The following is a 22,805-nucleotide window of genomic DNA, read 5'->3' as shown; positions in this document are numbered from 1 at the left end:
GAAACACAAAAAAGGGGCTGCGGCCCCTTTTTTTTCGTCCGGCGAAATCGGTGGCAATAAAAAAGGAGGCGTCGGCCTCCTTTTTTGCGGGAATCTGACGGTCGACCGTCAGATTCAGGCGTTTTTCTTGTCGCGCTCGATCAGGGCGTAGGCCGAGTGGTTGTGGATCGATTCGAAGTTCTCCGACTCGACCACGTAGCTGTCGATGCGGGCCTCGGCGTTGAGGCGGGCGGCGACGTCGCGGACCATGTCCTCGACGAACTTCGGGTTGTCGTAGGCGCGTTCGGTGACGTACTTCTCGTCGGGGCGCTTGAGCAGGCCGTAGAGCTCGCAGGAAGCCTCGGCTTCAACCAGCTGGACGAGTTCCTCGATCCACATGAAGTCGTTGGTGCGGGCGGTGACGGTGACGTGCGAGCGCTGGTTGTGGGCGCCGCGCTCGGAAATCTTCTTCGAGCAGGGGCACAGGCTGGTGACCGGGACGACGACCTTGACCGAGGTCACGATCTCACCGCCGCTGATGTCGCCGATGAAGGTGACGTCGTAGTCGAGCAGGCTCTGGACGCCGGAAACCGGTGCCGTCTTGTTGATGAAGAAGGGGAAGTTCATCTCGATGTGACCTGTTTCGGCCTCGAGGCGGACGATCATGTCCTGCAGCATGGCCGGGAAGTTCTCGACCGAGATCTCGCGTTCGTGCGAGTTCAGGATCTCGACGAAGCGGGACATGTGGGTGCCCTTGAAGTTGTGCGGCAGGCCGACGTACATGTTGAACGTGGCGATGGTGTGCTGGATGCCGACCGACTTGTCCTGGACCTTGATCGGGTGGCGGATCGACTTGATGCCGACCTTGTTGATCGCGATCTGGCGCGTGTCGGCGGAGCTTTGTACGTCGGGAATGCTGGTGGCGGTCATGGTCTGCTGTTCTGTCGGGATTCTGTCTGGTTGGGTTGGGTCAGGCGCTCGCGCACACTGCGCACGATGCCTTCCTTGTCGAGGCCGAGCTCGGCGAGGAGCTGACCTTGTTCGCCATGATCGACGAAGCGATCCGGCAGGCCGAGACGCAGCACGGCCACGTTCAACCCGCGTTCGCCGAGCACCCGCTCGATTTCCGAGCCGGCGCCGCCGATCACGGCATTCTCTTCGATGCTGACGAGCAGCGAATGGTTCCCGGCCAGCTCGACGATCAGGTCGATATCGAGCGGCTTGACGAAGCGCATGTTGACGACGGTCGCGTCGAGCGTCTCGCCGGCGGCTTCGGCGGCGGCGACCAGGCTGCCGAAGGCGAGCAGGGCGACGCCCTGGCCGCGGCGGCGGATTTCGCCCTTGCCCAGCGGCAGCGTGTCGAGCTCGCCTGATGGCTGCGCGCCGCAGCCGCTGCCGCGCGGATAGCGGACCAGGCTCGGCCCGGGATGGGCGAAGGCGGTGCTCAGCAGGCGCCGGCATTCGGCCTCGTCGGCCGGTGCCATGACCACCAGGTTCGGAATGCAGGCAGCGAACGACAGGTCGAAGGTGCCGTGGTGGGTCGGGCCGTCGGCACCGACCAGGCCGCCGCGGTCGACGGCGAAGACGACCGGCAGGTTCTGCAGCGCGACGTCGTGGATCAGCTGGTCGTAGGCGCGCTGGAGGAAGGTCGAATAGATCGCGACGACCGGTTTCAGGCCTTCGCAGGCGAGCCCGGCGGCGAAAGTGACGGCGTGCTGCTCGGCGATCCCGACATCGTAGTAGCGGTCGGCGAATTCGCTGGCGAAGCGGACCATGCCGGAACCTTCGCGCATGGCCGGGGTGATCGCCACCAGGCGCGAATCGGCGCGGGCCATGTCGCACAGCCAGTCGCCGAAGACCTGGGTGTAGGTCAGCTTGCCGCCGGATTTGCCGCTGGCGATGCCCTGGTCGGCCGAGAACTTGCCGACGCCGTGGTAGAGGATGGGGTCGCTTTCCGCCAGCTTGTAGCCCTGGCCCTTCTTGGTGATCACGTGCAGGAACTTGGGGCCCTTGAGCTTCTTCAGGTTCTCCAGCGTCGGGATCAGTGCGTCGAGGTCGTGGCCGTCGATCGGGCCGTAGTAATGGAAGCCGAACTCCTCGAACAGCGTGCCCGGGGCGATCATGCCCTTGACGTGCTCCTCGGCGCGGCGTGCCAGTTCGAGCAGCGGCGGCGCGAAACCGAGCATGTGGCGGCCGGCTTCGCGGGCGGCGTTGTAGGTCTTGCTCGAGGTCAGCCGGGTCAGGATGTGGTTGAGCGCGCCGACCGGCGGCGAGATCGACATCTCGTTGTCGTTGAGGATGACCAGCATGTCGGCGTCGGCGACGCCGGCGTTGTTCATTGCCTCGAAAGCCATGCCGGCCGACATCGCGCCGTCGCCGATGACGGCGACGACCTTGCGCCCCTCGCCCTTGTGCTTGGCGGCCAGGGCCATGCCCAGGGCGGCCGAGATCGAGGTCGACGAGTGGCCGACGCCGAAGGTGTCGTAGTCGCTCTCGCAGCGCTTGGGGAAACCGGCGATGCCGTGGCGCATGCGCAGCTTGCCCATGCCGGCGCGGCGGCCGGTGAGGATCTTGTGCGGGTAGCACTGATGGCCGACATCCCAGACCAGGCGGTCGGCCGGGGTGTCGTAGACGGCGTGCAGGGCGATCGTCAGCTCGACCGTGCCGAGGTTGGACGACAGGTGGCCGCCGGTCTGCGAGACCGATTCGATCAGGAATTCGCGCAGTTCGCCGGCGAGCTGGACCAGCTGCTTGCGGTCCAGCCGGCGCAGGTCGGCCGGGCTGTCGATGGTTTCCAGCAGCGATTGGCTCATGGTCAGAATTGGCGGTGGCAGATGAAATCGGCCAGCGCGGTCAGGCGGCTGGCGCGTTCGCCGAAGATGGACAGCGCCGACAGGGCTTCGGTTCGCAACGCCTCGGCGTAGGCCCGGGCGCGTTCGAGACCGAGCAGGGCGACATAGGTAGGCTTGTCGGCGGCTTCGTCCTTGCCGGCGGTCTTGCCGAGGGTGGCGGTGCTGGCGGTGCAGTCGAGGATGTCGTCCACGACCTGGAAGAGCAGGCCGGCGCGCTTGGCAAAACGGTCGAGCTGCTTGCGTTCGTCGGCCGACAGCGGCGTCCCGGCGAGGGCGCCGAGCAGGACCGCGGCGCGGATCAGGGCGCCGGTCTTGAGCGCGTGCATCAGTTCGAGTTCGGCCTGTTCGAGGGGCTTGCCGACCGAAGCCAGGTCGATTGCCTGGCCGCCGGCCATGCCGCACGAACCGCTGGCGTGGGCGAGCAGGGCGATCATCTCGAGCTGGCGCTCGCCGAGCGGCTGGCTGGCGAGCAGTTCGAAGGCCAGCGTCTGCAGGCTGTCGCCGACCAGCAGCGCGGTCGGCTCGTCGAATTCGACATGACAGGTCGGCCGGCCGCGGCGCAGCACGTCGTCGTCCATGCACGGCAGGTCGTCGTGCACCAGCGAATAGGTATGGATCAGCTCGACTGCGCAGGCGACCACGTCGAGGCGCGCCGGATCGGCGCCGGTCAGTTCGCCGGCGGCGTGTGCGAGCAGCGGGCGGACGCGCTTGCCGCCGGCCAGCGTCGCGTAGCGCATGGCTTCATGCAGGCGTTGCGGGATGCTGTCGGCGCAGGGCAGGTGGCAGGCCAGCGCGGCCTCGGTGCGGGCCTGGGTGGCGGCCATCCATTCGGCGAAGGGCGTGCTCACTGGTTCTCCAGGGTGTTGCGGTCGACATCGCGGATCTCGCCATTTTCGATGATCCGGATCTGTTCCTCGGCCTGCGCCAGCTGCTGCTGGCAGTGGCGGATCAGCGCCATGCCGCGCTGGTGGGCGGCGATCGAGGCTTCCAGTTCGAGCTGGCCGCCTTCCATGCCGGAGACGATGGCCTCGAGTTCAGCCACTGCGGTCTCGAATTTCATGTCGGCAATCGGCGTCTGGTCCATGAGCATCCGGGTTCGGGGAAACGCGTGAAAATACTCCATCCGGGGTATTTCGGTCAAATTCGGGTAAAATCAACGTCCTTTTTAACCCGCTGGAGGCTTGGAATGTCCGACATGGCGACGTCGTCCCGGTTGGCGCCCGCAGTTTCCCAACTGCCGGTGGACTGGTATTTCGATGAACGGATTCACGCGCTGGAGAAGAAACTCATCTTCGATGCCGGTCCGGGCTATGTCGGTCACCAGTTGATGGCCCCCACGGGTGGTGACTATCGCACGCTCGAGTGGAAGGATCACGGCCAGATGCTGCTCAACGGCGGCTCGGTCGGGCCGAATGCCGGCCTGTGGCAGATGTCGAACGTCTGCCGGCATCGCCAGGCGATCATGCTGCAAGGTTCGGGCAAGCTCGAAGGGCCGGTGGTCTGCCCAATCCATCGCTGGACCTATGAGCAGTCGGGCGAGCTGATCGGGGCGCCGCATTTCCCGCAGAATCCCTGCCTGAACCTCGACAAGGTCAGGCTGGAGAACTGGAACGGCCTGCTCTTCAAGGGCCCGCGTTCGGCCAATGCCGACCTGGCCGGCATGAACGTCGCCCGCGACCTCGATTTCACCGGCTACAAGCTCGACCACGTCGAGATGCACGAGTGCAACTACAACTGGAAGACCTTCATCGAGGTCTATCTGGAGGACTACCACGTCGTGCCCTACCACCCGGGCCTGGGCAATTTCGTCACCTGCGACGACCTGACCTGGCAGTTCGGCGACTGGTACTCGGTGCAGAAGGTCGGCATCACCTCGTTGATGAAGGACTCCACCTCGTCTGCCTACAACCGCTGGCAGAAGGTCGTCCGCGAGTACTACGGCGACCGTGGCGAGACGCCGCCGCAGGGCGCCATCTGGCTGACCTACTACCCGAACATCATGGTCGAGTGGTATCCGCACGTGCTGGTCGTGTCGACGCTGATCCCGATGGGCGTGGACAAGACGATGAACGTCGTCGAGTTCTACTACCCCGAGGAAATCGTCGATTTCGAGCGCGAGTTCATCGAGGCCGAACGCGCCGCCTACATGGAAACCGCGATCGAGGACGACGACATCGGCGAGCGCATGGACCGCGGCCGCAAGGCGCTGCTGGCCGCAGGCAAGAATGAGGTCGGTCCGTACCAGAGCCCGATGGAGGACGGCATGCAGCACTTCCACGAGTTCTACCGCCGGATCATGCAGAAGGAGATCGAGGCGCGCTGAGCGTTTTTGGCCTTTTTCGACGGTTGACCGTCAGACGCGGGGCGCCGGGCCAGACCGCCGCCCCGTTTTTTCGTCCCGCATTCCTTCTTCCTCCGAGTGTTCCGCCCATGCAATCCCTGTGGATGATCGTCGCCAGTTTCCTGTTTGCCTGCATGGGCGTCTGCGTCAAGCTTGCTGCCGCCAGCCATTCGGCGGTCGAGATCACCTTCTGGCGCAGCTTCCTGTCCTTGCTGCTGATGTTCGCCCTGGTCCGCCTGCGCGGCGTGCCGCTGCGCACCCCGCACTGGCGCTGGCATGTGTCGCGCGGCGTGGTCGGCTTCGTCGCGCTGTTCGCCTATTTCTATGCGATCACGCTGCTGCCGCTGGCGACCGCGGTGACGCTCAACTACACCTCGGCGATCTTCCTCGCGCTCTACCTGGCGCTGGCCGGCTGGCGGATGCGCACCGGCATGCTCGGCGCGCTCGCCGTCGGGCTGGCCGGCGTCGTCCTGCTGCTGCGCCCGACCTTCCACGCCGAGCAGTTGTTCGGCGGTCTGGTCGGGCTGGCCTCCGGCGTGCTTGCCGCGGGCGCCTATTTCAGCGTGCGCGAACTCGGCGCGCGCGGCGAACCGGAAACCCGCACGGTTTTTTACTTCGCCCTGGTGTCGACCGTCTGTGCCGGTGTCTGGCTGGTTTTCGACGAGATGCGCCCGGTCGACCGTGACAGCGGCCTGCTGCTGCTCGGCGTCGCCGGCTTCGCGACCTTCGCCCAGCTGGCGATGACCCGCGCCTACTCGCGCGGCAAGACTCTGATGTCGGCGGCGCTGGCCTACAGCACGGTGATCTTCTCCAGCCTCGCCGGCGTGCTGTTCTGGGGCGAGGTGCTGCCGGCATCGGCGTGGGCGGCGATCGGCCTGATCGTGCTGTCGGGCATTGCGGCGACGCATTTTTCGCGTGCCAGCCCGGTGGCGCAGGATTAAACTGGCCGTAAAACAACAAAGGAGCAAGCCATGATCGTCATCGACCACAAGAACCACCGCGTCAATGTTTCCGTGTTCGGCGAATTCACGCTGGCCGACTACCGGGAGTTCGAGGAAGTCGTCAATTACAAGATCAAGTTCGAAGGCCCGGTCGACCTTTTCTTCGACCTGACCAAGATGGGCACGCTGACGCTCGACGTCGCCTGGGAGGAAGTCAAGTTCTCGCGCGCCCACGCCAACGATTTCAACCGCATCGCCGTCGTCACCGACAGCGAATGGGTGACCTGGAGCGCCTGGATCTCGCAGACCTTCGTCAATGCCGACGTCCAGGTCTTCGACGAGGCGGCCGACGCCGATGCCTGGCTGGAGGAAGAGGCTTGAGCCTGGGGACGCTGGCCAGCGTCGACCAGTTGCGCGCCGGGCTCGATGCCGGCTGGTGCGTCGTCGATGTCCGCCACCAGTTGCTCGATACCGGCTACGGCGAGCGGGCCTACGCCGAGTCGCACATTCCCGGTGCCGTCTTCCTGCATTGCGACCGCGACCTGTCGGCACCGCTGAACGGCCGCAACGGTCGCCATCCCCTGCCCGAGCCGGCGCTGCTGGCGGCGCGCCTGGGGGCCATCGGCATCGCGCCGGCGACCCAGGTCGTCGTCTATGACGATGCCCAGGGCATGATCGCCGGCCGCCTCTGGTGGCTGCTTCGCTGGCTCGGCCACGACGCCGTCGCCGTCCTCGACGGCGGCTGGCAGGCCTGGCTCGCCGCCGGCGGTCCGGTCGATGCCGTGGTGCCGGCGCCGACGCCGGCGACCTTCGTGGCGCAGCAGCGCGATCTGACGGTCGACGCCGGTTTCGTGCAGGAAATGCTCGGCGCGTCGTCGCTGTGCCTGGTCGACGGCCGCGCCGCCGACCGCTTCCGCGGCGAGAACGAGACGATCGATCCGGTCGGCGGCCACATCCCCGGCGCGATCAACCGCTTCTTCCGCGACAACCTCGCCGCCGACGGCCGCTTCAAGCCGGCCGCCGAACTTGCCGCCGAGTGGCGCCGGCTGCTCGCCGGCCGTTCGCCGGCGCAGGTCGTGCACTATTGCGGCTCCGGTGTTTCCGCCTGCCACAACCTGCTGGCGATGGAAATCGCCGGTCTGCCCGGTTCCCGCCTCTACGGCGGCTCGTGGAGCGAATGGTGCGCCGACCCGCAGCGGCCGGTCGCCCGCTGAAGCGGGCCTAATCCGCGAAAGCGTCTTCGAGTGCCAGCGGCCGGCCGTAGAGCCAGCCCTGGCCGAGTTCGATGGCGCAGTCGGCGAGCGCCGCATGCTGGCTTTCGCTTTCCACGCCCTCGGCCAGCACTTGCGCGCCGAGCGCATGCAACTGGCCGACCGTGCGCCGGATCGCCTCGACGAAGGGATCGCCGCGTCCGGCGTTGCGGATCACCGTGATGCACAGCTTGACGATGTCCGGACGCAGGATTTCGACCGTGCCCAGGTCGGCGAAGCCGCAGCCGGTGTCGTCGAGGGCGATGCGCAGGCCGAGCTGGCGCAGGCGGCCGACGGCGCTGCGCAGGTCTTCGGCGGCGTCGAGCGGCAGGTGTTCGGTCAGTTCGACGACGACGTCGCTGCGTCCGGCCAGCGGCAGCGTGTCGGCGGCACAGGCGAGCGCCGCCGGGCCGAGGTTGATGCTGAGAAACTGGCCGGCAGCCAGCCGGCCGGCGGTGCGTTCGAGGGCCAGCCGGGCGCAGGTCAGTTCGGCGGCCAGCCCGAGGCCGGCCGCGTGGGCGGCGGCGAACAGGCGGTCGGGGCGGGCCAGCGGCGAATCCTGCGGGCCGCGCGAGAGGGCCTCGTAGCCGAGCAGGCGGCGGTCGCGCAGGTTGATGATCGGTTGGACGACGGTGCGGATGGCGTCGCCGGCGAGCAGCCGTTCGATTTCGTCGCTTGCGTTGTCGTCCGTCGGTGCCGGGGCGATCGCGGTGTCGCCGCTGCGGCAATGCAGGCGGGCCGGCAGGCGCATGCCGGTGCCGCTGCCGAAGATGGCGCCGAGTGTTTCCGGCAGCAGCTGCCGGCCGGCCGTCGCGATGCTGGCCAGTGTTTCGGCCGGGTCGCCGATGCCGGCAGCGAGCGCGAATTCGAATTGCCAGCAGGCTTGCGCCGGATCGTGCTCGCGGCCGGTGATCGTGTGCCGGGCCAGCAGGCGCTCGGCCAGGGCGGTGGCGGCACTGCCGAAGTCGGCTAGGGCGCGGGTGCTGGCGTCGTCGCCAAAAATTTCGCGGAGGCGTCGGGGTTCGTCGATGGCAATGACGAGGCAGGCGTTTTCGGGCATGGCAGGGTGTTTCGATGGGTCTATCAGCGAGCGCTGATGATAACCGCTGGCTTCAGTCGGCGGCAGCCTGTTTGCGCTCGAGTCGGGCCAGCGCCCAGGCGACGTGTTCGCGGACAAGCGGCGAGGGATCGTCGGCTCGCATTTTCAGTGCCTGCAGCGCGTCGACCGTGCACGGTCCGTTGCCGAGGCCGACGGCGATGTTGCGCAGCCAGCGTTCGTGGCCGATGCGGCGGATCGGATTGCCGGCCAGGCGGTCGTCGAACTGCTGCTCGGTCCAGGCGAACAGGGTCACCAGCGAAGCCGAGTCGAGTCCGTGGCGCGGCGCGAATTCGCGGTCACCGAGTTGGGCGAAGCGGTTCCACGGGCAGCAGCTCTGGCAGTCGTCACAGCCGTAGATGCGGTTGCCGAGCAGCGGCCGGAATTCTTCGGGAATGGCGCCGGCGAGTTCGATCGTCAGGTAGGAAATGCAGCGCCGCGCGTCCACCACGTAAGGGGCGACGATGGCGCCGGTCGGGCAGGCGTCGAGGCAGGCGCGACAGGAGCCGCAGTGCTCGTCGACCGGCGCGTCGGGCGGTAGCGGCAGGTCGCAGTAGATTTCGCCAAGGAAGCGCCACGAGCCCTGGCGCGAGAGCAGCAGCGTGTGCTTGCCGCGCCAGCCGATTCCCGCCTGGCGCGCGTATTCGACCTCCATCACCGGCGCCGAGTCGGAAAAGACGCGGTAGCCGTAGGGGCCGGCCAGTTCGCCGATGGCGCTGGCCAGCTTCTGCAGTCGACCGCGTACCACCTTGTGGTAGTCGCGACCCTGGGCGTAGCGCGAGATCGCCGCCTGGCCGGGGGCATCGGCCGATTTCGCATGCGGCAGATAGTCGACCGCCGCCGAGATGACGGTGAGCGTGCCCGGCTGCAGCAGCTGCGGGTCGGCGCGCAGTTCGGCGTGGCGCGCCATATAATCCATCTCCCCGTGCATGCCGGCGGCCAGCCATGCACGCAGGCGGTCGACCGCCGCGCCCGGTTCGGCGCGGGCGATCCCGATCTCGGCAAAGCCGAGTCCGCGGCCGAGTTCGCGAATGCGCGCCTTGAGCGCCGCAATGTCCACAGTGGAGTCCTGATCATGCATAGCCCGGATGTTACCGCCGTTTTCGATCTGCCCGACGAGGCGGCGACCCAGCGTCTCGGCGCCGACCTCGCGCTGGCGCTGCAACCGGGCCTGGTGATCTACCTCGAGGGCGACCTCGGCGCCGGCAAGACGACGCTGGCGCGGGCACTGATCCGGGCGCTCGGCCATGCCGGCCCGGTCAAGAGTCCGACCTATGCCTTGGTTGAAGTTTACGTGGTTTCGAGTTTATACTTGTATCACTTTGATTTTTATCGCTTCGAGTCACCAGAGGAGTTCCTCGATGCGGGGTTTGGCGAATATTTCAACGACGCTTCCGTCTGCCTGGTCGAATGGCCGGACAAGGCTGCCGGCTGCGTGCCTCCGCCCGATCTCCGCCTGGGGTTGCGCGCTGCCGCGTCGGCACGCGTCGCCGAACTCGCAGCAGCGTCCGCAAGGGGGGCGTCATGCCTGAAGACACTCGCCTCGATCCGAGCCGCCGGCGGCTCCTCCGTTACGCCGGTTCCGCACTAGTCCTCTCGGTCACACCGCTGAGCAGCCACGCTGCCAACCGGCCGGCGATCATCGCCGTGCGCATCTGGCCGGCCGAGGATTACACCCGGGTGACGCTGGAGCACGACGCGCCGCTCAAGTTCAACCACTTCACCGTCGAAGGGCCCGATCGTCTGGTCGTCGACATTGAAGGCGTCGAGTTCAACAGCGTCCTCGAGAGTCTCGCCGGCAAGGTCGCCGACAATGACCCCTACATCAAGCTGCTGCGCGCCGGCCGCTTCAAGCCGGGCGTCGTTCGCCTGGTCATGGAGCTGAAGACGCGGGTCGCGCCGCAGGTCTTCTCGCTGGCGCCGGTCGGCGAGTACGGCCATCGGCTGGTCCTTGACGTCTATCCCGAAAACCCGGTCGATCCCCTGATGGCCTTGCTCGAAGGGCGCAAGGAAGCAGTCGAGCCGCTCAAGCTCGACCAGGAACTGGCGGCCGGCAAGGACGCCAAGGCGCCGGCCGAGACGCCGACCGCCAAGCGCCCGGGCAAGGCGGTGGTCGAGCGGATGGTGACGATCATGCTCGATCCCGGTCATGGCGGCGAGGACCCCGGCGCGGTCGGCAAGCGCGGAACCTACGAGAAGAACGTGACGCTGGCGATCGCCCGCCGGCTGAAGGCACGCATTGATGCCGAACCGAACATGCGCGCGGTGCTCACGCGCGACGGCGATTTCTTCGTGCCGTTGCAGATGCGCGTGCAGAAAGCGCGGCGCATCCAGGCCGACCTCTTCCTGTCGATTCATGCCGACGCCTGGATCAAGCCAGACGCGCGCGGTTCGTCGGTGTTCGTGCTTTCCGAGAAGGGAGCTTCGAGTACCCAGGCGCGCCTGCTGGCGCAGAAGGAAAACAGCGCCGACCTGATCGGCGGCGTCAACCTGGCCAAGACCAAGGACGTCTTCCTTGCCCGTACGCTGCTCGACCTGTCGCAGACGGCGACGATCAACGACAGCCTGAAACTGGGCAAGTACCTGCTCGGCGAGATCGGTTCGATCAACCACCTGCACAAGGCCAGCGTCGAGCAAGCCGGTTTTGCCGTGCTCAAGGCGCCGGACATCCCGTCGGCGCTGATCGAGACCGCTTTCATCTCGAATCCGGAAGAAGAGCTGCGGCTCAAGGATGAGGCCTACCAGGACCAGATGGCCGAAGCGCTGATGCGCGGCATTCGTCAGTACTTCATCAAGCATCCGCCCGGTCCGAAGGCGCGCATGGCGAGCATCGGCTGATGCACGAGCGGCTGCGCAGCGAACTGCGACGCCTGAATTTCGTCGCCGGCGAAACGGCTGACGACGCGGTACGGGCCTTGCGCATCGATTTTCCGCGCGCCGCCGACTGGCCGGCGGTGGCCGCTCTGCTCGACCGTCTGTGCGGTGAACTGGATTTGCCGGTGCCGGCAGTCTCGGTTGGCGGGGAAGGTGGCTACAGTCTCTGGCTGGCGCTGGCCGAGGCGCAACCGCTGGCGGCGGCCACCGATTTTCTTGCTGCCGTGCAGCCGTGGCTGAGCGAATTGCCGGCCGAGCGCTACCGCTTGCGGGTCCTGCAAGGCGCTGACGCGATTCCGGAAGTCCCGGCGCGGCAGGCCAACGGCCGCTGGTCGGCGTTCATCGATCCGGGCATGGGCAGCATGTTCGTCGACGAACCGGGGCTGGAAATTGCGCCGAACATGGCCCGCCAGGCCGACATGCTGGCGGCGCTGCGGCCGATTGCCAGCGCCGATTTCCGGCGCATTGCCGGCGGTCGCGTCGAGTTGCCGGCGACGCCGGTTGCAGCGCCGCTTGCCCTGGTCGATCCGCGCACATTCCTGATGGCGGTGATGAACGATCCGGCAGTGGCCATCGGCGATCGCATCCGTGCCGCGCAGGTATTGCTCGCCGCTCCGCCGGCCTAGAAAAGTTCGACTTCGCCCTTGGCGATCTCGCGCGCGGCCAGGCTGCCGTTCTCGATCAGCGTTTCGTAGCAGGCGACCTGGTTGCGGCCGTTGCGTTTGGCGTAATAGAGCGCTTCGTCGGCGCGTTCGATGACGTCGGTTGGCGTGTCGCAGGCATGCAGGCGGCTGAAGCCGATACTGATGCTGACGTGGCCGACGCGGCTGAACAGGTTTTTCTCGACATCGGCGCGAAAGCGCTCCAGCGTCGCCGCCGCCGATTGCCGGTCGGTCGGCTGCAGCAGGGCAACAAACTCCTCGCCGCCGAAACGGAACAACTGGTCGTCGAAGCGGAAACTCTGGCGCATCACCTGAGCCAGCATGATCAGGACTTCATCGCCGATCAGGTGGCCGAACTGATCGTTGATCCGCTTGAAATGGTCGATGTCGCAGACGGCCAGCCAGTGGCTGCTGTTCGGTGCCAGCGTGCGCCGGGCGTAGCTCGGGTCGTTGCCGACCATTTCGTCCGAGGCGGCCTGGCCGAGCAGTTCGAACAGGTGCTTGTCGAAGGTCTTGCGGCTCGACAGGCCGGTCAGCGTGTCTGCCTCGCCGTAGTCGAGCAGGGCGATGTGGTTGCCGAAATATTCGATCAGCCCCATCAGCGTCACCCGCCGGTCGGCCGAGAACTCGTCGGAGAGCGTGAGATCGACGAAATAGACGGGCTCGTCGAGGCGAACGACGGGAAAGACGATGCGGTGCGAACCGTCGTCGAGAAAATCGATGACCGCCGACAGTTCCTTGCGGCACTGCTTGAGCAGCGGATCGCGATCGATCGGCTGGCAGAAATGGTGGTCGGGCAGGTAGGCATTGCGCAGGAAGTGTCCCTGCGGGCCATAGCCGGCACAGGCGAAGGCGACGGCCTTGCGCTTGCCCGTGTAGCAGCGGTGGATGGTCAGGCGCTGCGGGGAAAAGAGGTCCATCAGGGCATCGACCATTGCCGAATTGATTTCGGTCCGGTCGCGACGGGCCGAGATTCTGACGACATGGTTGATCAGGCTGAGCATGGCGGAGTGCGCTTGACGTTTTTGCCAGATTATAGCGACAGCCTTTCCGGCAAGGGGCTGTTTTTTCGTGGATTTGGCCGGAATTTCAGGGTGTCCCGGTATAATCGCGCTTTTTTGCAGCAGCATCCGATGCGCGTTTTTCGCGGTTATTCCCGTCCTGTTCCGGCACCGGTCGCACTGGCCATCGGCAATTTCGATGGCGTGCATCTGGGGCATGCCGCGCTGATCGCCCGGCTGGTCGCCGTCGCCGGCAGCAGCGGCGTGGTCCCGACGGTGCTCAGCTTCGAGCCGCATCCGCGCGAGTTCTTCGCGCCGGCATCGGCGCCGGCGCGGCTCAGTACCTTTCGCGAAAAGCTCGAACTGCTGGCCGAGAGCGGCGTCGCCCAGGCGATGATCTGCCCGTTCAACCGGGCTTTTGCCGCGCTGAGTGCCGAACAGTTCATCGAGGCAGTGCTGGTGCGCGGGCTGCAGGTCAGGCACCTGGTGATCGGCGACGATTTCCGTTTCGGGCGTGGGCGGCTCGGTGATTTTGCCTTGCTGCAGGCCGCCGGCGAGCGCCACGGCTTCACCGTCGAGGCGATGGGCAGCGTCGTCGTCGATGGCGAGCGGGTCTCCAGTTCCGGCGTGCGCCGGGCACTGGCCGACGGCGACATGGCGCATGCAGCGAAGCTGCTCGGGCGTCCGTACATGATGGACGGCCAGGTCGGGCACGGCCAGAAGCTCGGCCGCCAGCTCGGTTTCGCCACGGCCAACCTGCGCATCAAGCACAACCCGCTGCCGATGACCGGCGTCTTCGCCGTCGAGGTTGCCGGCCTCGGCGATAAGCCCTTGCCCGGCGTCGCCAACCTCGGCGTCCGGCCGACTGTCGGCGGTACGCGGCCGCTGCTGGAAGTGCATCTGTTCGATTTCGATCGCGACATCTACGGCGCCCACATTTCGGTGCGTTTCGTGCACAAGCTGCGCGACGAGCAACGTTTTCCCAATTTCGACGCCCTCAAGGCGCAGATCGCGGCCGATGCCGCGGCGGCGCGGGCTTTCTTCAAGCGGTGAGCAAGCAAAATGGCTGATTACAAAGATACGCTGAACCTTCCCGACACCCCGTTCCCGATGCGCGGCGACTTGCCCAAGCGCGAGCCGCAATGGGTCGCCCAGTGGCAGGAGAAGCAGCTCTACCGGAAGATCCGCGAAATCTGCGCCGGCCGGCCGAAATTCATCCTGCACGACGGCCCGCCGTATGCCAACGGCGACATCCATATCGGTCACGCGGTCAACAAGGTGTTGAAGGACATCATCGTCCGTTCGAAGACGCTGGCCGGTTTCGATGCGCCCTATGTGCCCGGCTGGGACTGCCACGGCATGCCGATCGAGATCCAGATCGAGAAGACGCACGGCAAGAACATCCCGCGCGAGCAGGTGCAGAAACTGGCGCGCGCCTACGCCGGCGAGCAGATCGAGCGCCAGAAGAAGGATTTCATCCGCCTGGGCGTGCTCGGCGAATGGGACAACCCGTACAAGACGATGAACTTCAAGACCGAGGCCGACGAGATCCGCGCCCTCGGCGCGATGGTCAAGCGCGGTTTCGTCTATCGCGGCCTGAAGCCGGTGAACTGGTGTTTCGATTGCGGTTCGGCGCTGGCCGAGGCGGAAGTCGAATACCAGGACAAGAAGTCGCCGGCGATCGACGTCGCCTTCGCCGCCGCCGAGCGCGACAAGCTGGCGGCAGCCTTCGGCCTCAAGGAATTGCCGGCCGGTGAAGCCTACGCAGTGATCTGGACGACGACGCCGTGGACCATTCCGGGCAACCAGGCGCTCAATGCCCATCCGGAAATCACCTATCACCTGGTGCAGACCGAAAGGGGTTGCCTGATCCTCGCCGCCGATCTGCAGGAAGCCTGTCTGACCCGCTACGGCCTCACCGGCACCACCGTTGCCGCCTGTAAAGGCGCGGCGCTGGAGCGCATCGCCTTCCGCCATCCGCTCTACGACCGCCTGTCGCCGGTCTTCCTCGGCGACTACGTGACGCTCGACGCCGGTACCGGCATCGTCCACTCGGCGCCGGCCTACGGTCTGGAGGACTTCCAGTCGTGCAAGAACTACGGCATGCACAACGAGCAGATCCTGACGCCGGTGCAGGGCGACGGCACCTTTGCCGCCGACCTGCCGTTCTTCGGCGGCATGAACGTTTGGAAGGCCAACCCGGTGATCGTCGAGAAACTGTCCGAAGTCGGCGCGCTGCTCAAGCACGCGACCATCGAGCACAGCTACATGCACTGCTGGCGCCACAAGACGCCGCTGATCTACCGCGCCACCAGCCAGTGGTTCGTGCGCATGGATGCGCCGGATGTCGACAGCCAGGGCGTCGCCGCCACCGAGCCGGCGGGCCACACGCTGCGCGAAGCCGCGCTGCAGGGCGTCGAGGACACCGCCTTCTATCCGGCCTGGGGCAAGAACCGCCTGCACGCGATGATCGCCAACCGCCCCGACTGGTGCATCTCGCGCCAGCGCAACTGGGGCGTGCCGCTGCCGTTCTTCACGCATAAGGCGACCGGCGAGCTGCACCCGAACACGCTGGAGTTGATGGAAGCCGTGGCCAAGCGTGTCGAGCAGGGCGGCATCGAAGCGTGGACGCAACTCGACGCCGCCGAACTGCTCGGCGCTGACGCCGCCGACTACGTCAAGACCACCGACATCCTCGACGTCTGGTTCGATTCCGGCACGACGCACATGAGCGTGATGCGCGGCTCGCACGGCAACCAGCTGGGCTGGCCGGCCGACCTCTACCTGGAAGGCTCGGACCAGCACCGCGGCTGGTTCCATTCCTCGCTCCTGACCGGCGCCGCGATCGACGGCCGGGCACCGTACAAGGCGCTGCTGACGCACGGCTTCGTCGTCGACGGCAAGGGCCACAAGATGTCGAAGTCCAAAGGCAATGTCATCGCGCCGCAGCAGGTCTCGGACAAGATGGGCGCCGACATCCTGCGCCTGTGGGTGGCGTCCACCGATTACTCGGGCGAGCTGACCATTTCCGACGAGATCCTCAAGCGCGTCGTCGAGGGCTATCGCCGCATCCGCAACACGCTGCGCTTCCTGCTCGCCAATATTTCCGATTTCGACGCGTCGACCGCAACATTGCCGGTCGAGCAGTGGCTGGAGATCGACCGCTACGCGCTGGCACTGACCCGCCAGCTGCAGCAGACCTGCCAGGGCGAATACGAGCGCTTCGAGTTCCACCGCGTCGTTCAGGCGTTGCAGACCTTCTGCTCGGAAGACCTTGGCGGCTTCTATCTCGACATCCTCAAGGACCGCCTGTACACCACGGCACCCAAGTCGGTCGCCCGCCGTTCGGCGCAATCGGCGCTGTGGCACATCACCCAGGCCTTCGTCCGCCTGCTGGCACCGATCACCGCCTTCACCGCCGAGGAAGTCTGGGCGGTGCTGACCGGCGACGCCGACGACTCGGTGATGTTCCAGCAATGGCATCAGCTGCCGGTGCAGTCCGGCGAGGCCGAGCTGCTGGCCAAGTGGGCGATCGTTCGCGAAGTGCGCAACGACGTGACCAAGGCCCTGGAAGCCCGCCGCGAAGCCGGCGAGATCGGCGCCGCGCTGCAGGCGGCGGTCGAGATCCGCTGTGCCGGCGACAAGTTCGCGGCGCTGTCGGCGCTTGGCGACGACCTGAAATTCGTCTTCATCTGCTCGTCGACCGTGGTCGTCGAGTCGGCTGAGGAGTCGGTCACGGCGACGCCGCTGGCGCACGCCAAATGCGAACGCTGCTGGCACGTGCGCGAGGATGTCGGCGCCGATCCGGCACACCCCGGCCTGTGCGGTCGTTGCGTCAGCAACCTGCACGGCGACGGCGAGGCACGCACGCATGCCTAAGGCGCAGCACTGGTATCTCCTGGCGGCGCTGATCGTGGTCCTCGACCAGGTCAGCAAATGGGTGGTCCTCGGCGCCATTGCGCCGGGCGAGGTGATCTACGTCGCGCCGTTCTGGAACTGGGTGCTGACCTTCAACCCGGGCGCCGCGTTCAGCTTCCTCGCGGACCAGCCGGGCTGGCAGCGCTGGTTCTTCACCCTGCTGGCGCTCGCGGTTTCCGCCTGGATCGCCGTCGAGCTGAAGAGGCATCCGCAGCCGAAGCGGATGGCGCTGGCGCTGACGCTGGTGATGGGCGGGGCGCTCGGCAACGTCATCGACCGCGTGCGCTTCGGGGCCGTCGTCGATTTCATCCAGTGGCACGCCGCCGGTCTCTACTGGCCGGCCTTCAACATCGCCGATTCGGCGATCAGCATCGGCGCGGTTTTGCTGGTTTTTGCGTCGTTGACCGTCAAAGACAAGAAAGAAGACTGAAAATGAGCAGCACCGTCCGCCCCGACAGCTACCTGACCCTGCACTACCGGATTACCGCGCTCGACGGCGAGGAATTCCTGTCCACCTTCGACATGAGCCCGGCGACACTGCAGATGGGCAGCGGTCAACTCGCCGAAAACCTCGAAAACGTGCTGCTCGGCCTGAATGCCGGCGAGCACTACGTCTTCGAGCTGGAGCCGGAACAGGCCTTCGGCGTGCATAACGAACGCCTGGTCGAGCGCATCGCCCGCAACGGCCTGCCCGCCGGCATGGAACTCAAGGAGAATTCGGTCGTCGAATTCACCGCGCCCAACGGCGCGACCTTTGCCGGTTTCCTGCGCGAGCTCGACGAAAGCAGCGCCCTGTTCGACTTCAACCACCCGATGGCGGGCAAGACGATCCGTTTCGAGGTGAAAATCATCGGAATCATGTAATGCAGGTCATCCTTGCCAATCCCCGCGGCTTCTGCGCCGGCGTCGAACGTGCCATCGCCATCGTCGAGCGTGCGCTGGAACGTTTCGGGGCGCCGATCTACGTCCGCCACGAGGTCGTGCATAACAAGTTCGTCTGCGACGATCTGCGCGCCAAGGGGGCCGTCTTCATCGAGGAACTCGCCGAGGCGCCGGCCGGCAGCACGGTGATCTTCAGCGCCCACGGCGTTTCACGGGCGGTTCGTGACGAGGCCGAGCAGCGCGGCTTGAAGATTTTCGACGCCACCTGCCCGCTGGTCACCAAGGTGCACCTGGAGGTCGGGCGCATGCGCAAGGGTGAGCGCGAGATCGTCATGATCGGCCACAAGGGCCACCCCGAGGTCGAAGGGACGATGGGGCAGAGCGACGGTGGCATGTACCTGGTCGAAACCGTCGACGACGTCGCCCAACTGCAGGTCCGCCTGCCCGAACAGCTTTCCTACGTGACCCAGACGACGCTGTCGATGGACGACGCCCGCCGCGTCATCGACGCCCTGCGCCAGCGCTTCCCGGCGATCCAGGGGCCGAAGAAGGACGATATCTGCTATGCCACGCAGAACCGCCAGGACGCGGTCAAGGCTTTGGCCGAACAGTGCGATCTGGTCGTCGTCGTCGGCAGTCCGAACAGCTCGAATTCGCGCCGGCTGAAGGAAGTCGCCGCCGGCCGCGGCATCGATGCCTACCTGATCGACAGTGCTGCCGAAATCGACGAATCCTGGCTCGTCGGTAAACGGCAGATCGGCGTCACCGCCGGCGCCTCGGCCCCGGAAATTCTTGTCCAGCAGGTGGTCGACCGTCTACGCGAACTGACCGGTGCACAGGTAGGACAACTCGCTGGCGTCGAGGAAGGCGTGTCCTTCGCCTTGCCGAGGGAATTGGCTGGCTAGCTGCGCTGCTTAGACAACTGACCGTTGGTGCGCTTGATTTATCCACCGGTCAGCTAGAGGACTGCGGCAGAGATGGTCCGGCGTATAGTGCATTCGTGGAATCTTGCTGACTTGGCCGTTGAATTTGCCAATGTCGTTCTCAAAGGAGTCTTGCGATGCGACGCAATCCCCGTCTGAAACAGTCCTATCTGGCCTTGCTTTTGGCGTTTCCTAATGCGCTTGCCTCGGTTTATGCCGCAGAACCATATCCGGCGCTGCCGCCTGCCATGTCAACTGCGGTGACGCCGAACATCATGCTCTATATCGATACTTCTGCCAGTATGTTGCAGAATGAATCGAATCAGTGGATGTGGCTGAACATCTGTAATCTTCGATCCCAGCCTGGATCATATCGTTATCGAACTTATTCCGGAGGCTGGTGGAGTGGTTGGACGAATTGGTCTTCAGCTAGCGGTAACGAAGAAGGGTTGTGGAGTCTGTGTGTTAATGGCACGCGTTTCCAAATAGATCGAAGTTTGACCATCGGTGGTGTTTACGAATACAACAGCGGTTCCGCTTACCGCAATGCAATTGACGCAACGGCCTCGACCAAAATGAGCGTCGCCAAACGAGTTGCTGTCAATTTGATAGACCAGAACAGGCATTTGCGATTCGGTTTGTTTTCTTTCCAGGATCAGGCGGCAAGTATTGGCGATGATGAGCGGGGGCAGGCTGCCGTGATGCGCAGTCCGATTCGCGAGGTTGCCAGCGATACTGAACGTAATGCCTTGGTTAACGCGATTAATGCCATCAACGGAAGAACTGCAACGCCGCTCGGTGAAGGGCTGCTGGAAATCGCTCAGTATTTCAAGGGAGGTCCATCTCTATATGGATTGAGCTATGGCTCGAGTAATCCTGGCTGGAATAACACCACCAAGAGATATGTCAGCCCTGTTCAGTATCGTTGCCAGAAAAATTTCACTATCGTCATTACTGATGGTGATGCAACGGATGACCAGAACTTACCAGGTTCTGGTCAGAAGGGAGGGGATGACAACGCAACGATTTCTTCCATTTCCTATACCGCACGTAACGAAAGCGGTGGTGCGGTGAGTAAATCTTTTTCGATATGCAAGAGTGCTTCAAGCACCGCTGATGACGGGTTCAATGTGACTTGTCCTGCGACGTATGAATCGGACGGCAGTAGTCGAGATTTTGGTTCTGATTCAAATCGACCAGCTGCTCTGCGCGATGTAGCGATGTATGCGTATCGAGCGGATTTGAGGGAAGGGGGAACGGATCTCGACAGCAAGAGTTTTGATGATCCGAAGTTTGCCCTGCAGAACATGTATACCTATACGGTTGGCTATAAGGTGGCCAATCAGGTTTTGCCTTCGGCTGCCAAAGCAGGCGGTGGAAAATATTACAGCGCCGATAATGAAACTCAACTTATGAACTCGCTAAACAATGCGATATCGAGTATCGGCGACATCACGTCAAATGCAGGGGGTATTGCAACGACTGGGGATGTGATTTCCTCTGGGAATAAGGTTTTTCAGCCGGTTTTTAATCCCAAGGGGTGGTATGGTGAATTGCGCTGTTTTGAGTTGTCTACGACATTGGGAAGCAGTACCAGTTTAGGGACTGCCTGCTCTCCTGCTAAAGCGCTGATTCCCTCTTCTGGACGCTCAGTGTTAACGAATAAAGTAGCGGCCTCGGGGGCTGTGACTCCCTTCTATTTTACCACGGCCAACAAAACTAACATGACTGCCGTTCAGTTAAGTGCGCTCGGTAGCGATTCTACTTCGCGAGATAACCTCATAAAGTTCATTCTCGGGGATGAAACAATTTCTGGTTTTCGTCGCCGCACAAATGGTTTGCTTGGGGATATCATTGGTGGGCGTCCTTTAACGGTAACCGCGCCAACTGGCTATTCCAATGATGGAACGTACGAGACTTTCAAAAATACCCATGCTCAGCGGGGAATGGTTTTTGTCGGAGCGAATGACGGCATGCTGCATGGTTTCAACATTGCTTCGATGAATGAAATCATGGGCTATATCCCGTCCCAGGTGTACCCACGCCTTGCTGCATTGAAAGAGACGGACTATGGGCAATCTGCCGGGACGCCTCATGTCTATCATGTGAATGGTCCTCTGCGTCAGGCAGATGTCAAACTAGGTTCAAATTGGACAACTTTGCTGGTGGGAGGGTTGGCTCAAGGTGGGCAAGGATATTTTGCACTTGATGTAAGTTCTGAGTCGGTCGCTAAAACAACTGATGCAGTGAAATGGGAGTGGTCTGACGCGATTACCGAGGGGGCTCAAATGGGGTATTCCTTTGGGGCTCCTATTATCTACAACGTACGTACATCGGCGACTACAGCCGTTCCCGCTGTGATTTTTGCCAATGGCTACGAGAACGACTTTGATGACACGGTGACGGGGGGGCAGAAAACCACTTCCAAAAGTTCTGCTCTTTATGTAGTTCGCGCCAGCGATGGTGTTTTACTTAAGAAAATTGTATTACCTGCGGGTAGCCAAGGGCTGTCTTCTCCAGCAGGTGTTGATTTTGGCCAGGATGGTGTTCTGGATTATGTTTATGCTGGTGATGTCAATGGAAATCTTTGGCGCTTCGATCTGACGTCAAGCAATCCAGCCAGCTTTAATTTCTCGTCGTCCCCAATATTTGTTGCTACTGATGCTTTGGGAAACCGTCAGCCGATCATTCAGAGGCCGGCGATAACACCAGTAAATGCAGGGGATGGTACAGCGTTGGGAAATTTGGTGTTGTTTGGCACCGGGAAGCTTTTGGTCGAGGCTGATCGTTCGGATACGAAAGTTCAGAGTTTTTATGCTGTTCTGGACGACATGACTTCAGCACCAGGAACGATTCAGAGGATGCAGTTGCTGCCGCGTACCATTGTCGCTACTGCGAGTGTTTCTGAGACAGGAAAGCGCGCGGGGACTTATCGAAAAATATCAACGGAAGCGCTTGATTTGACGTCGGATACAAATACCAAAAAAGGTTGGTATCTCGATTTCCCGGAAAGTACTGAACGTTTGGTGAGTTCGCCGTTATTACTAACGGATAAGCTTTTGTTTGGCACAGGAATACCTGCTGCAGACGAGAAGTGTGTTCCGGGAGGGAAGGGCTGGGTAATGGGGTTGAATCCCCTAACAGGCTCGGTAACAGCGAGCAATACCGGAAGGCAGTACAGTTTTCTGGATATAAAGCTTGATGGTGTATCTACCGATGCAGATAAGGTTGCATTTTCTGGAGGAACGGCATTTGTAAGTGGTTTTTCTACGGATGGGATTCCGACAGAATTGAGCTATATCTCGCAATCCACAAGAACTTCCGACCCAGGTACTACTGGTTCGCTTGGCGATGCAGGGGCCTCGATTGCGATGCAGGAAGCAAATTCGATGTCCGTGTATACCGGTAATGCCGCTTCTGGAACTTCGACAGGGAGGTCGATTGGACGGCCCGTACAGAATGGAAAAGGCAAGATCATCACCTGTGTCCAAGGACAGGCTGGTTGTTTGAGTGATACAGGTTTGCCTTCTTCTGCTGGGGTCAAGATAGAAACAACACTCTGGCGGGAAATCAAGTGATGACCAGATGGCGCATGATTGGGCAGGGGGCGGGCTTTTCCTTGCCGGAATTGGTGATCGTATTGGCAATTGTGGCGATTGTCATGCTCGTCGGGGTACCGGGTATGATCAATTTGAATCGTGACGCCAAATTGTCCGCACAGACCGATCAGATCGTTGCTCTTCTGAGTATGGCGCGTCAGGAAGCCATAAAGCAGCGGAGAGCTTTTGTTGTATGTCCGGCCACAACTCCGGATACCGCAACGGCTTGTTCGACTTCAGCCTCCGATTGGTCATCGGGGATTCTGGTTATGGATGGCAATACGGTTTTTCGTCGAATGCCAATTTCATCCGATGTGACGCTGACCTATGCCCAGACAACGATTAATTTTGCCGGAACATTGGGTAGTGTTGCAGCGGCAGCCACCATCAATTTGTGCTCTCCGGGGCGTTATCAGCAGCAGATCGCAGTGACGGTTTCAGGGCGCGCTGCCAAGCGGGTTAATACAGGAACCAGGTGCACATGAGG

Annotated in this window: 21 protein-coding genes; 14 read left to right on the top strand and 7 right to left on the bottom strand. The window is 63.3% G+C overall.

Annotated features, from left to right (window positions below; all coding sequences use genetic code 11):
- Nucleotides 1-114 precede the first annotated feature (114 nt).
- The 4 genes from folE2 to xseB are packed head-to-tail and all read right to left on the bottom strand — an operon-like array spanning nt 115 to nt 3,891.
- Complete coding sequence (folE2, locus tag DFR40_RS06060; RefSeq protein ID WP_121457596.1) at nt 115-909, bottom strand: GTP cyclohydrolase FolE2; 795 nt, start codon at nt 907-909, stop codon at nt 115-117.
- Nucleotides 906-2,792, bottom strand: coding sequence for a 1-deoxy-D-xylulose-5-phosphate synthase (gene dxs, locus DFR40_RS06055; RefSeq protein WP_121457595.1), 1,887 nt, complete (start codon nt 2,790-2,792; stop codon nt 906-908). The genes folE2 and dxs overlap by 4 nt, the downstream gene beginning before the upstream one ends.
- A gap of 2 nt (nt 2,793-2,794) precedes the next feature.
- Nucleotides 2,795-3,655, bottom strand: coding sequence for a polyprenyl synthetase family protein (locus DFR40_RS06050; RefSeq protein ID WP_121457883.1), 861 nt, complete (start codon nt 3,653-3,655; stop codon nt 2,795-2,797).
- A 20-nt stretch (nt 3,656-3,675) separates the two neighbouring features.
- The gene (xseB, locus tag DFR40_RS06045) at nt 3,676-3,891 is read right to left on the bottom strand and encodes an exodeoxyribonuclease VII small subunit (RefSeq protein ID WP_245985617.1); all 216 of its coding nucleotides are present in this window, start codon (nt 3,889-3,891) and stop codon (nt 3,676-3,678) included.
- 126 nt (nt 3,892-4,017) lie between these two features.
- Between xseB and DFR40_RS06040 the strand changes: the two genes are divergently transcribed.
- The 4 genes from DFR40_RS06040 (at nt 4,018) to DFR40_RS06025 (ending at nt 7,327) form a co-directional block, all read left to right on the top strand.
- Entirely contained in the window at nt 4,018-5,154 is a 1,137-nt protein-coding gene (locus tag DFR40_RS06040; protein WP_121457594.1) for an aromatic ring-hydroxylating oxygenase subunit alpha, read from the top strand.
- 107 nt (nt 5,155-5,261) lie between these two features.
- Nucleotides 5,262-6,113 (top strand): DMT family transporter, encoded by an 852-nt coding sequence (locus DFR40_RS06035; RefSeq protein WP_121457593.1) that lies wholly within the window; start codon nt 5,262-5,264, stop codon nt 6,111-6,113.
- Nucleotides 6,114-6,143: 30 nt separating this feature from the next.
- Nucleotides 6,144-6,494: a SpoIIAA family protein gene (locus tag DFR40_RS06030; protein ID WP_121457592.1), complete on the top strand. Its 351-nt coding sequence runs from the start codon at nt 6,144-6,146 to the stop codon at nt 6,492-6,494.
- Nucleotides 6,491-7,327: a sulfurtransferase gene (locus DFR40_RS06025; RefSeq protein ID WP_245985616.1), complete on the top strand. Its 837-nt coding sequence runs from the start codon at nt 6,491-6,493 to the stop codon at nt 7,325-7,327. Before DFR40_RS06030 ends, DFR40_RS06025 begins: the two co-directional genes overlap by 4 nt.
- Nucleotides 7,328-7,334: 7 nt before the next feature.
- On the opposite strand, the gene DFR40_RS06020 is transcribed toward DFR40_RS06025, so the two are convergent.
- Entirely contained in the window at nt 7,335-8,423 is a 1,089-nt protein-coding gene (locus tag DFR40_RS06020) for an EAL domain-containing protein (protein ID WP_121457590.1), read from the bottom strand.
- Between the two features lie 52 nt (nt 8,424-8,475).
- Entirely contained in the window at nt 8,476-9,540 is a 1,065-nt protein-coding gene (gene queG / locus DFR40_RS06015) for a tRNA epoxyqueuosine(34) reductase QueG (RefSeq protein WP_121457589.1), read from the bottom strand.
- Here queG and tsaE point away from each other — a divergent pair.
- From tsaE to DFR40_RS06000, 3 genes are read left to right on the top strand one after another with little or no spacing between them, the layout of a single operon-like run.
- Complete coding sequence (gene tsaE / locus DFR40_RS06010) at nt 9,535-10,050, top strand: tRNA (adenosine(37)-N6)-threonylcarbamoyltransferase complex ATPase subunit type 1 TsaE (RefSeq protein ID WP_121457588.1); 516 nt, start codon at nt 9,535-9,537, stop codon at nt 10,048-10,050. The two genes, queG and tsaE, sit on opposite strands and share 6 nt — an antisense overlap.
- Nucleotides 9,984-11,297: an N-acetylmuramoyl-L-alanine amidase gene (locus DFR40_RS06005; protein WP_121457587.1), complete on the top strand. Its 1,314-nt coding sequence runs from the start codon at nt 9,984-9,986 to the stop codon at nt 11,295-11,297. The genes tsaE and DFR40_RS06005 overlap by 67 nt, the downstream gene beginning before the upstream one ends.
- Nucleotides 11,297-11,959, top strand: coding sequence for a hypothetical protein (locus DFR40_RS06000; protein ID WP_121457586.1), 663 nt, complete (start codon nt 11,297-11,299; stop codon nt 11,957-11,959). The genes DFR40_RS06005 and DFR40_RS06000 overlap by 1 nt, the downstream gene beginning before the upstream one ends.
- On the opposite strand, the gene DFR40_RS16930 is transcribed toward DFR40_RS06000, so the two are convergent.
- On the bottom strand, nt 11,956-12,999 hold the full coding sequence (locus tag DFR40_RS16930; protein WP_170160168.1) for a GGDEF domain-containing protein: 1,044 nt from the start codon (nt 12,997-12,999) through the stop codon (nt 11,956-11,958). The two genes, DFR40_RS06000 and DFR40_RS16930, sit on opposite strands and share 4 nt — an antisense overlap.
- 129 nt (nt 13,000-13,128) lie before the next feature.
- Between DFR40_RS16930 and DFR40_RS16925 the strand changes: the two genes are divergently transcribed.
- The 7 genes from DFR40_RS16925 to DFR40_RS05965 all read left to right on the top strand — a co-directional run bounded on the left by DFR40_RS16925 (nt 13,129) and on the right by DFR40_RS05965 (nt 22,803).
- Entirely contained in the window at nt 13,129-14,049 is a 921-nt protein-coding gene (locus tag DFR40_RS16925; protein WP_147431292.1) for a bifunctional riboflavin kinase/FAD synthetase, read from the top strand.
- A gap of 9 nt (nt 14,050-14,058) precedes the next feature.
- Nucleotides 14,059-16,875 (top strand): isoleucine--tRNA ligase, encoded by a 2,817-nt coding sequence (gene ileS, locus DFR40_RS05990; RefSeq protein WP_121457584.1) that lies wholly within the window; start codon nt 14,059-14,061, stop codon nt 16,873-16,875.
- Nucleotides 16,868-17,344, top strand: a complete 477-nt coding sequence (gene lspA / locus DFR40_RS05985) for a signal peptidase II (protein WP_121457583.1) — start codon at nt 16,868-16,870, stop codon at nt 17,342-17,344. Before ileS ends, lspA begins: the two co-directional genes overlap by 8 nt.
- Nucleotides 17,345-17,346: 2 nt before the next feature.
- Nucleotides 17,347-17,778, top strand: coding sequence for an FKBP-type peptidyl-prolyl cis-trans isomerase (locus tag DFR40_RS05980; RefSeq protein ID WP_121457582.1), 432 nt, complete (start codon nt 17,347-17,349; stop codon nt 17,776-17,778).
- On the top strand, nt 17,778-18,701 hold the full coding sequence (gene ispH / locus DFR40_RS05975; RefSeq protein WP_121457581.1) for a 4-hydroxy-3-methylbut-2-enyl diphosphate reductase: 924 nt from the start codon (nt 17,778-17,780) through the stop codon (nt 18,699-18,701). The genes DFR40_RS05980 and ispH overlap by 1 nt, the downstream gene beginning before the upstream one ends.
- Before the next feature lie 155 nt (nt 18,702-18,856).
- Entirely contained in the window at nt 18,857-22,297 is a 3,441-nt protein-coding gene (locus DFR40_RS05970) for a pilus assembly protein (RefSeq protein ID WP_121457881.1), read from the top strand.
- Complete coding sequence (locus DFR40_RS05965; protein WP_121457580.1) at nt 22,297-22,803, top strand: GspH/FimT family pseudopilin; 507 nt, start codon at nt 22,297-22,299, stop codon at nt 22,801-22,803. Before DFR40_RS05970 ends, DFR40_RS05965 begins: the two co-directional genes overlap by 1 nt.
- Nucleotides 22,804-22,805 lie beyond the last annotated feature (2 nt).

It is taken from the genome of Azonexus fungiphilus (genome assembly GCF_003634965.1).
Taxonomy (GTDB): domain Bacteria; phylum Pseudomonadota; class Gammaproteobacteria; order Burkholderiales; family Rhodocyclaceae; genus Azonexus; species Azonexus fungiphilus.
The sequence above is the reverse complement of the archived record's forward strand: the minus strand, read 5'-3'. Positions and strand labels throughout refer to the sequence as shown.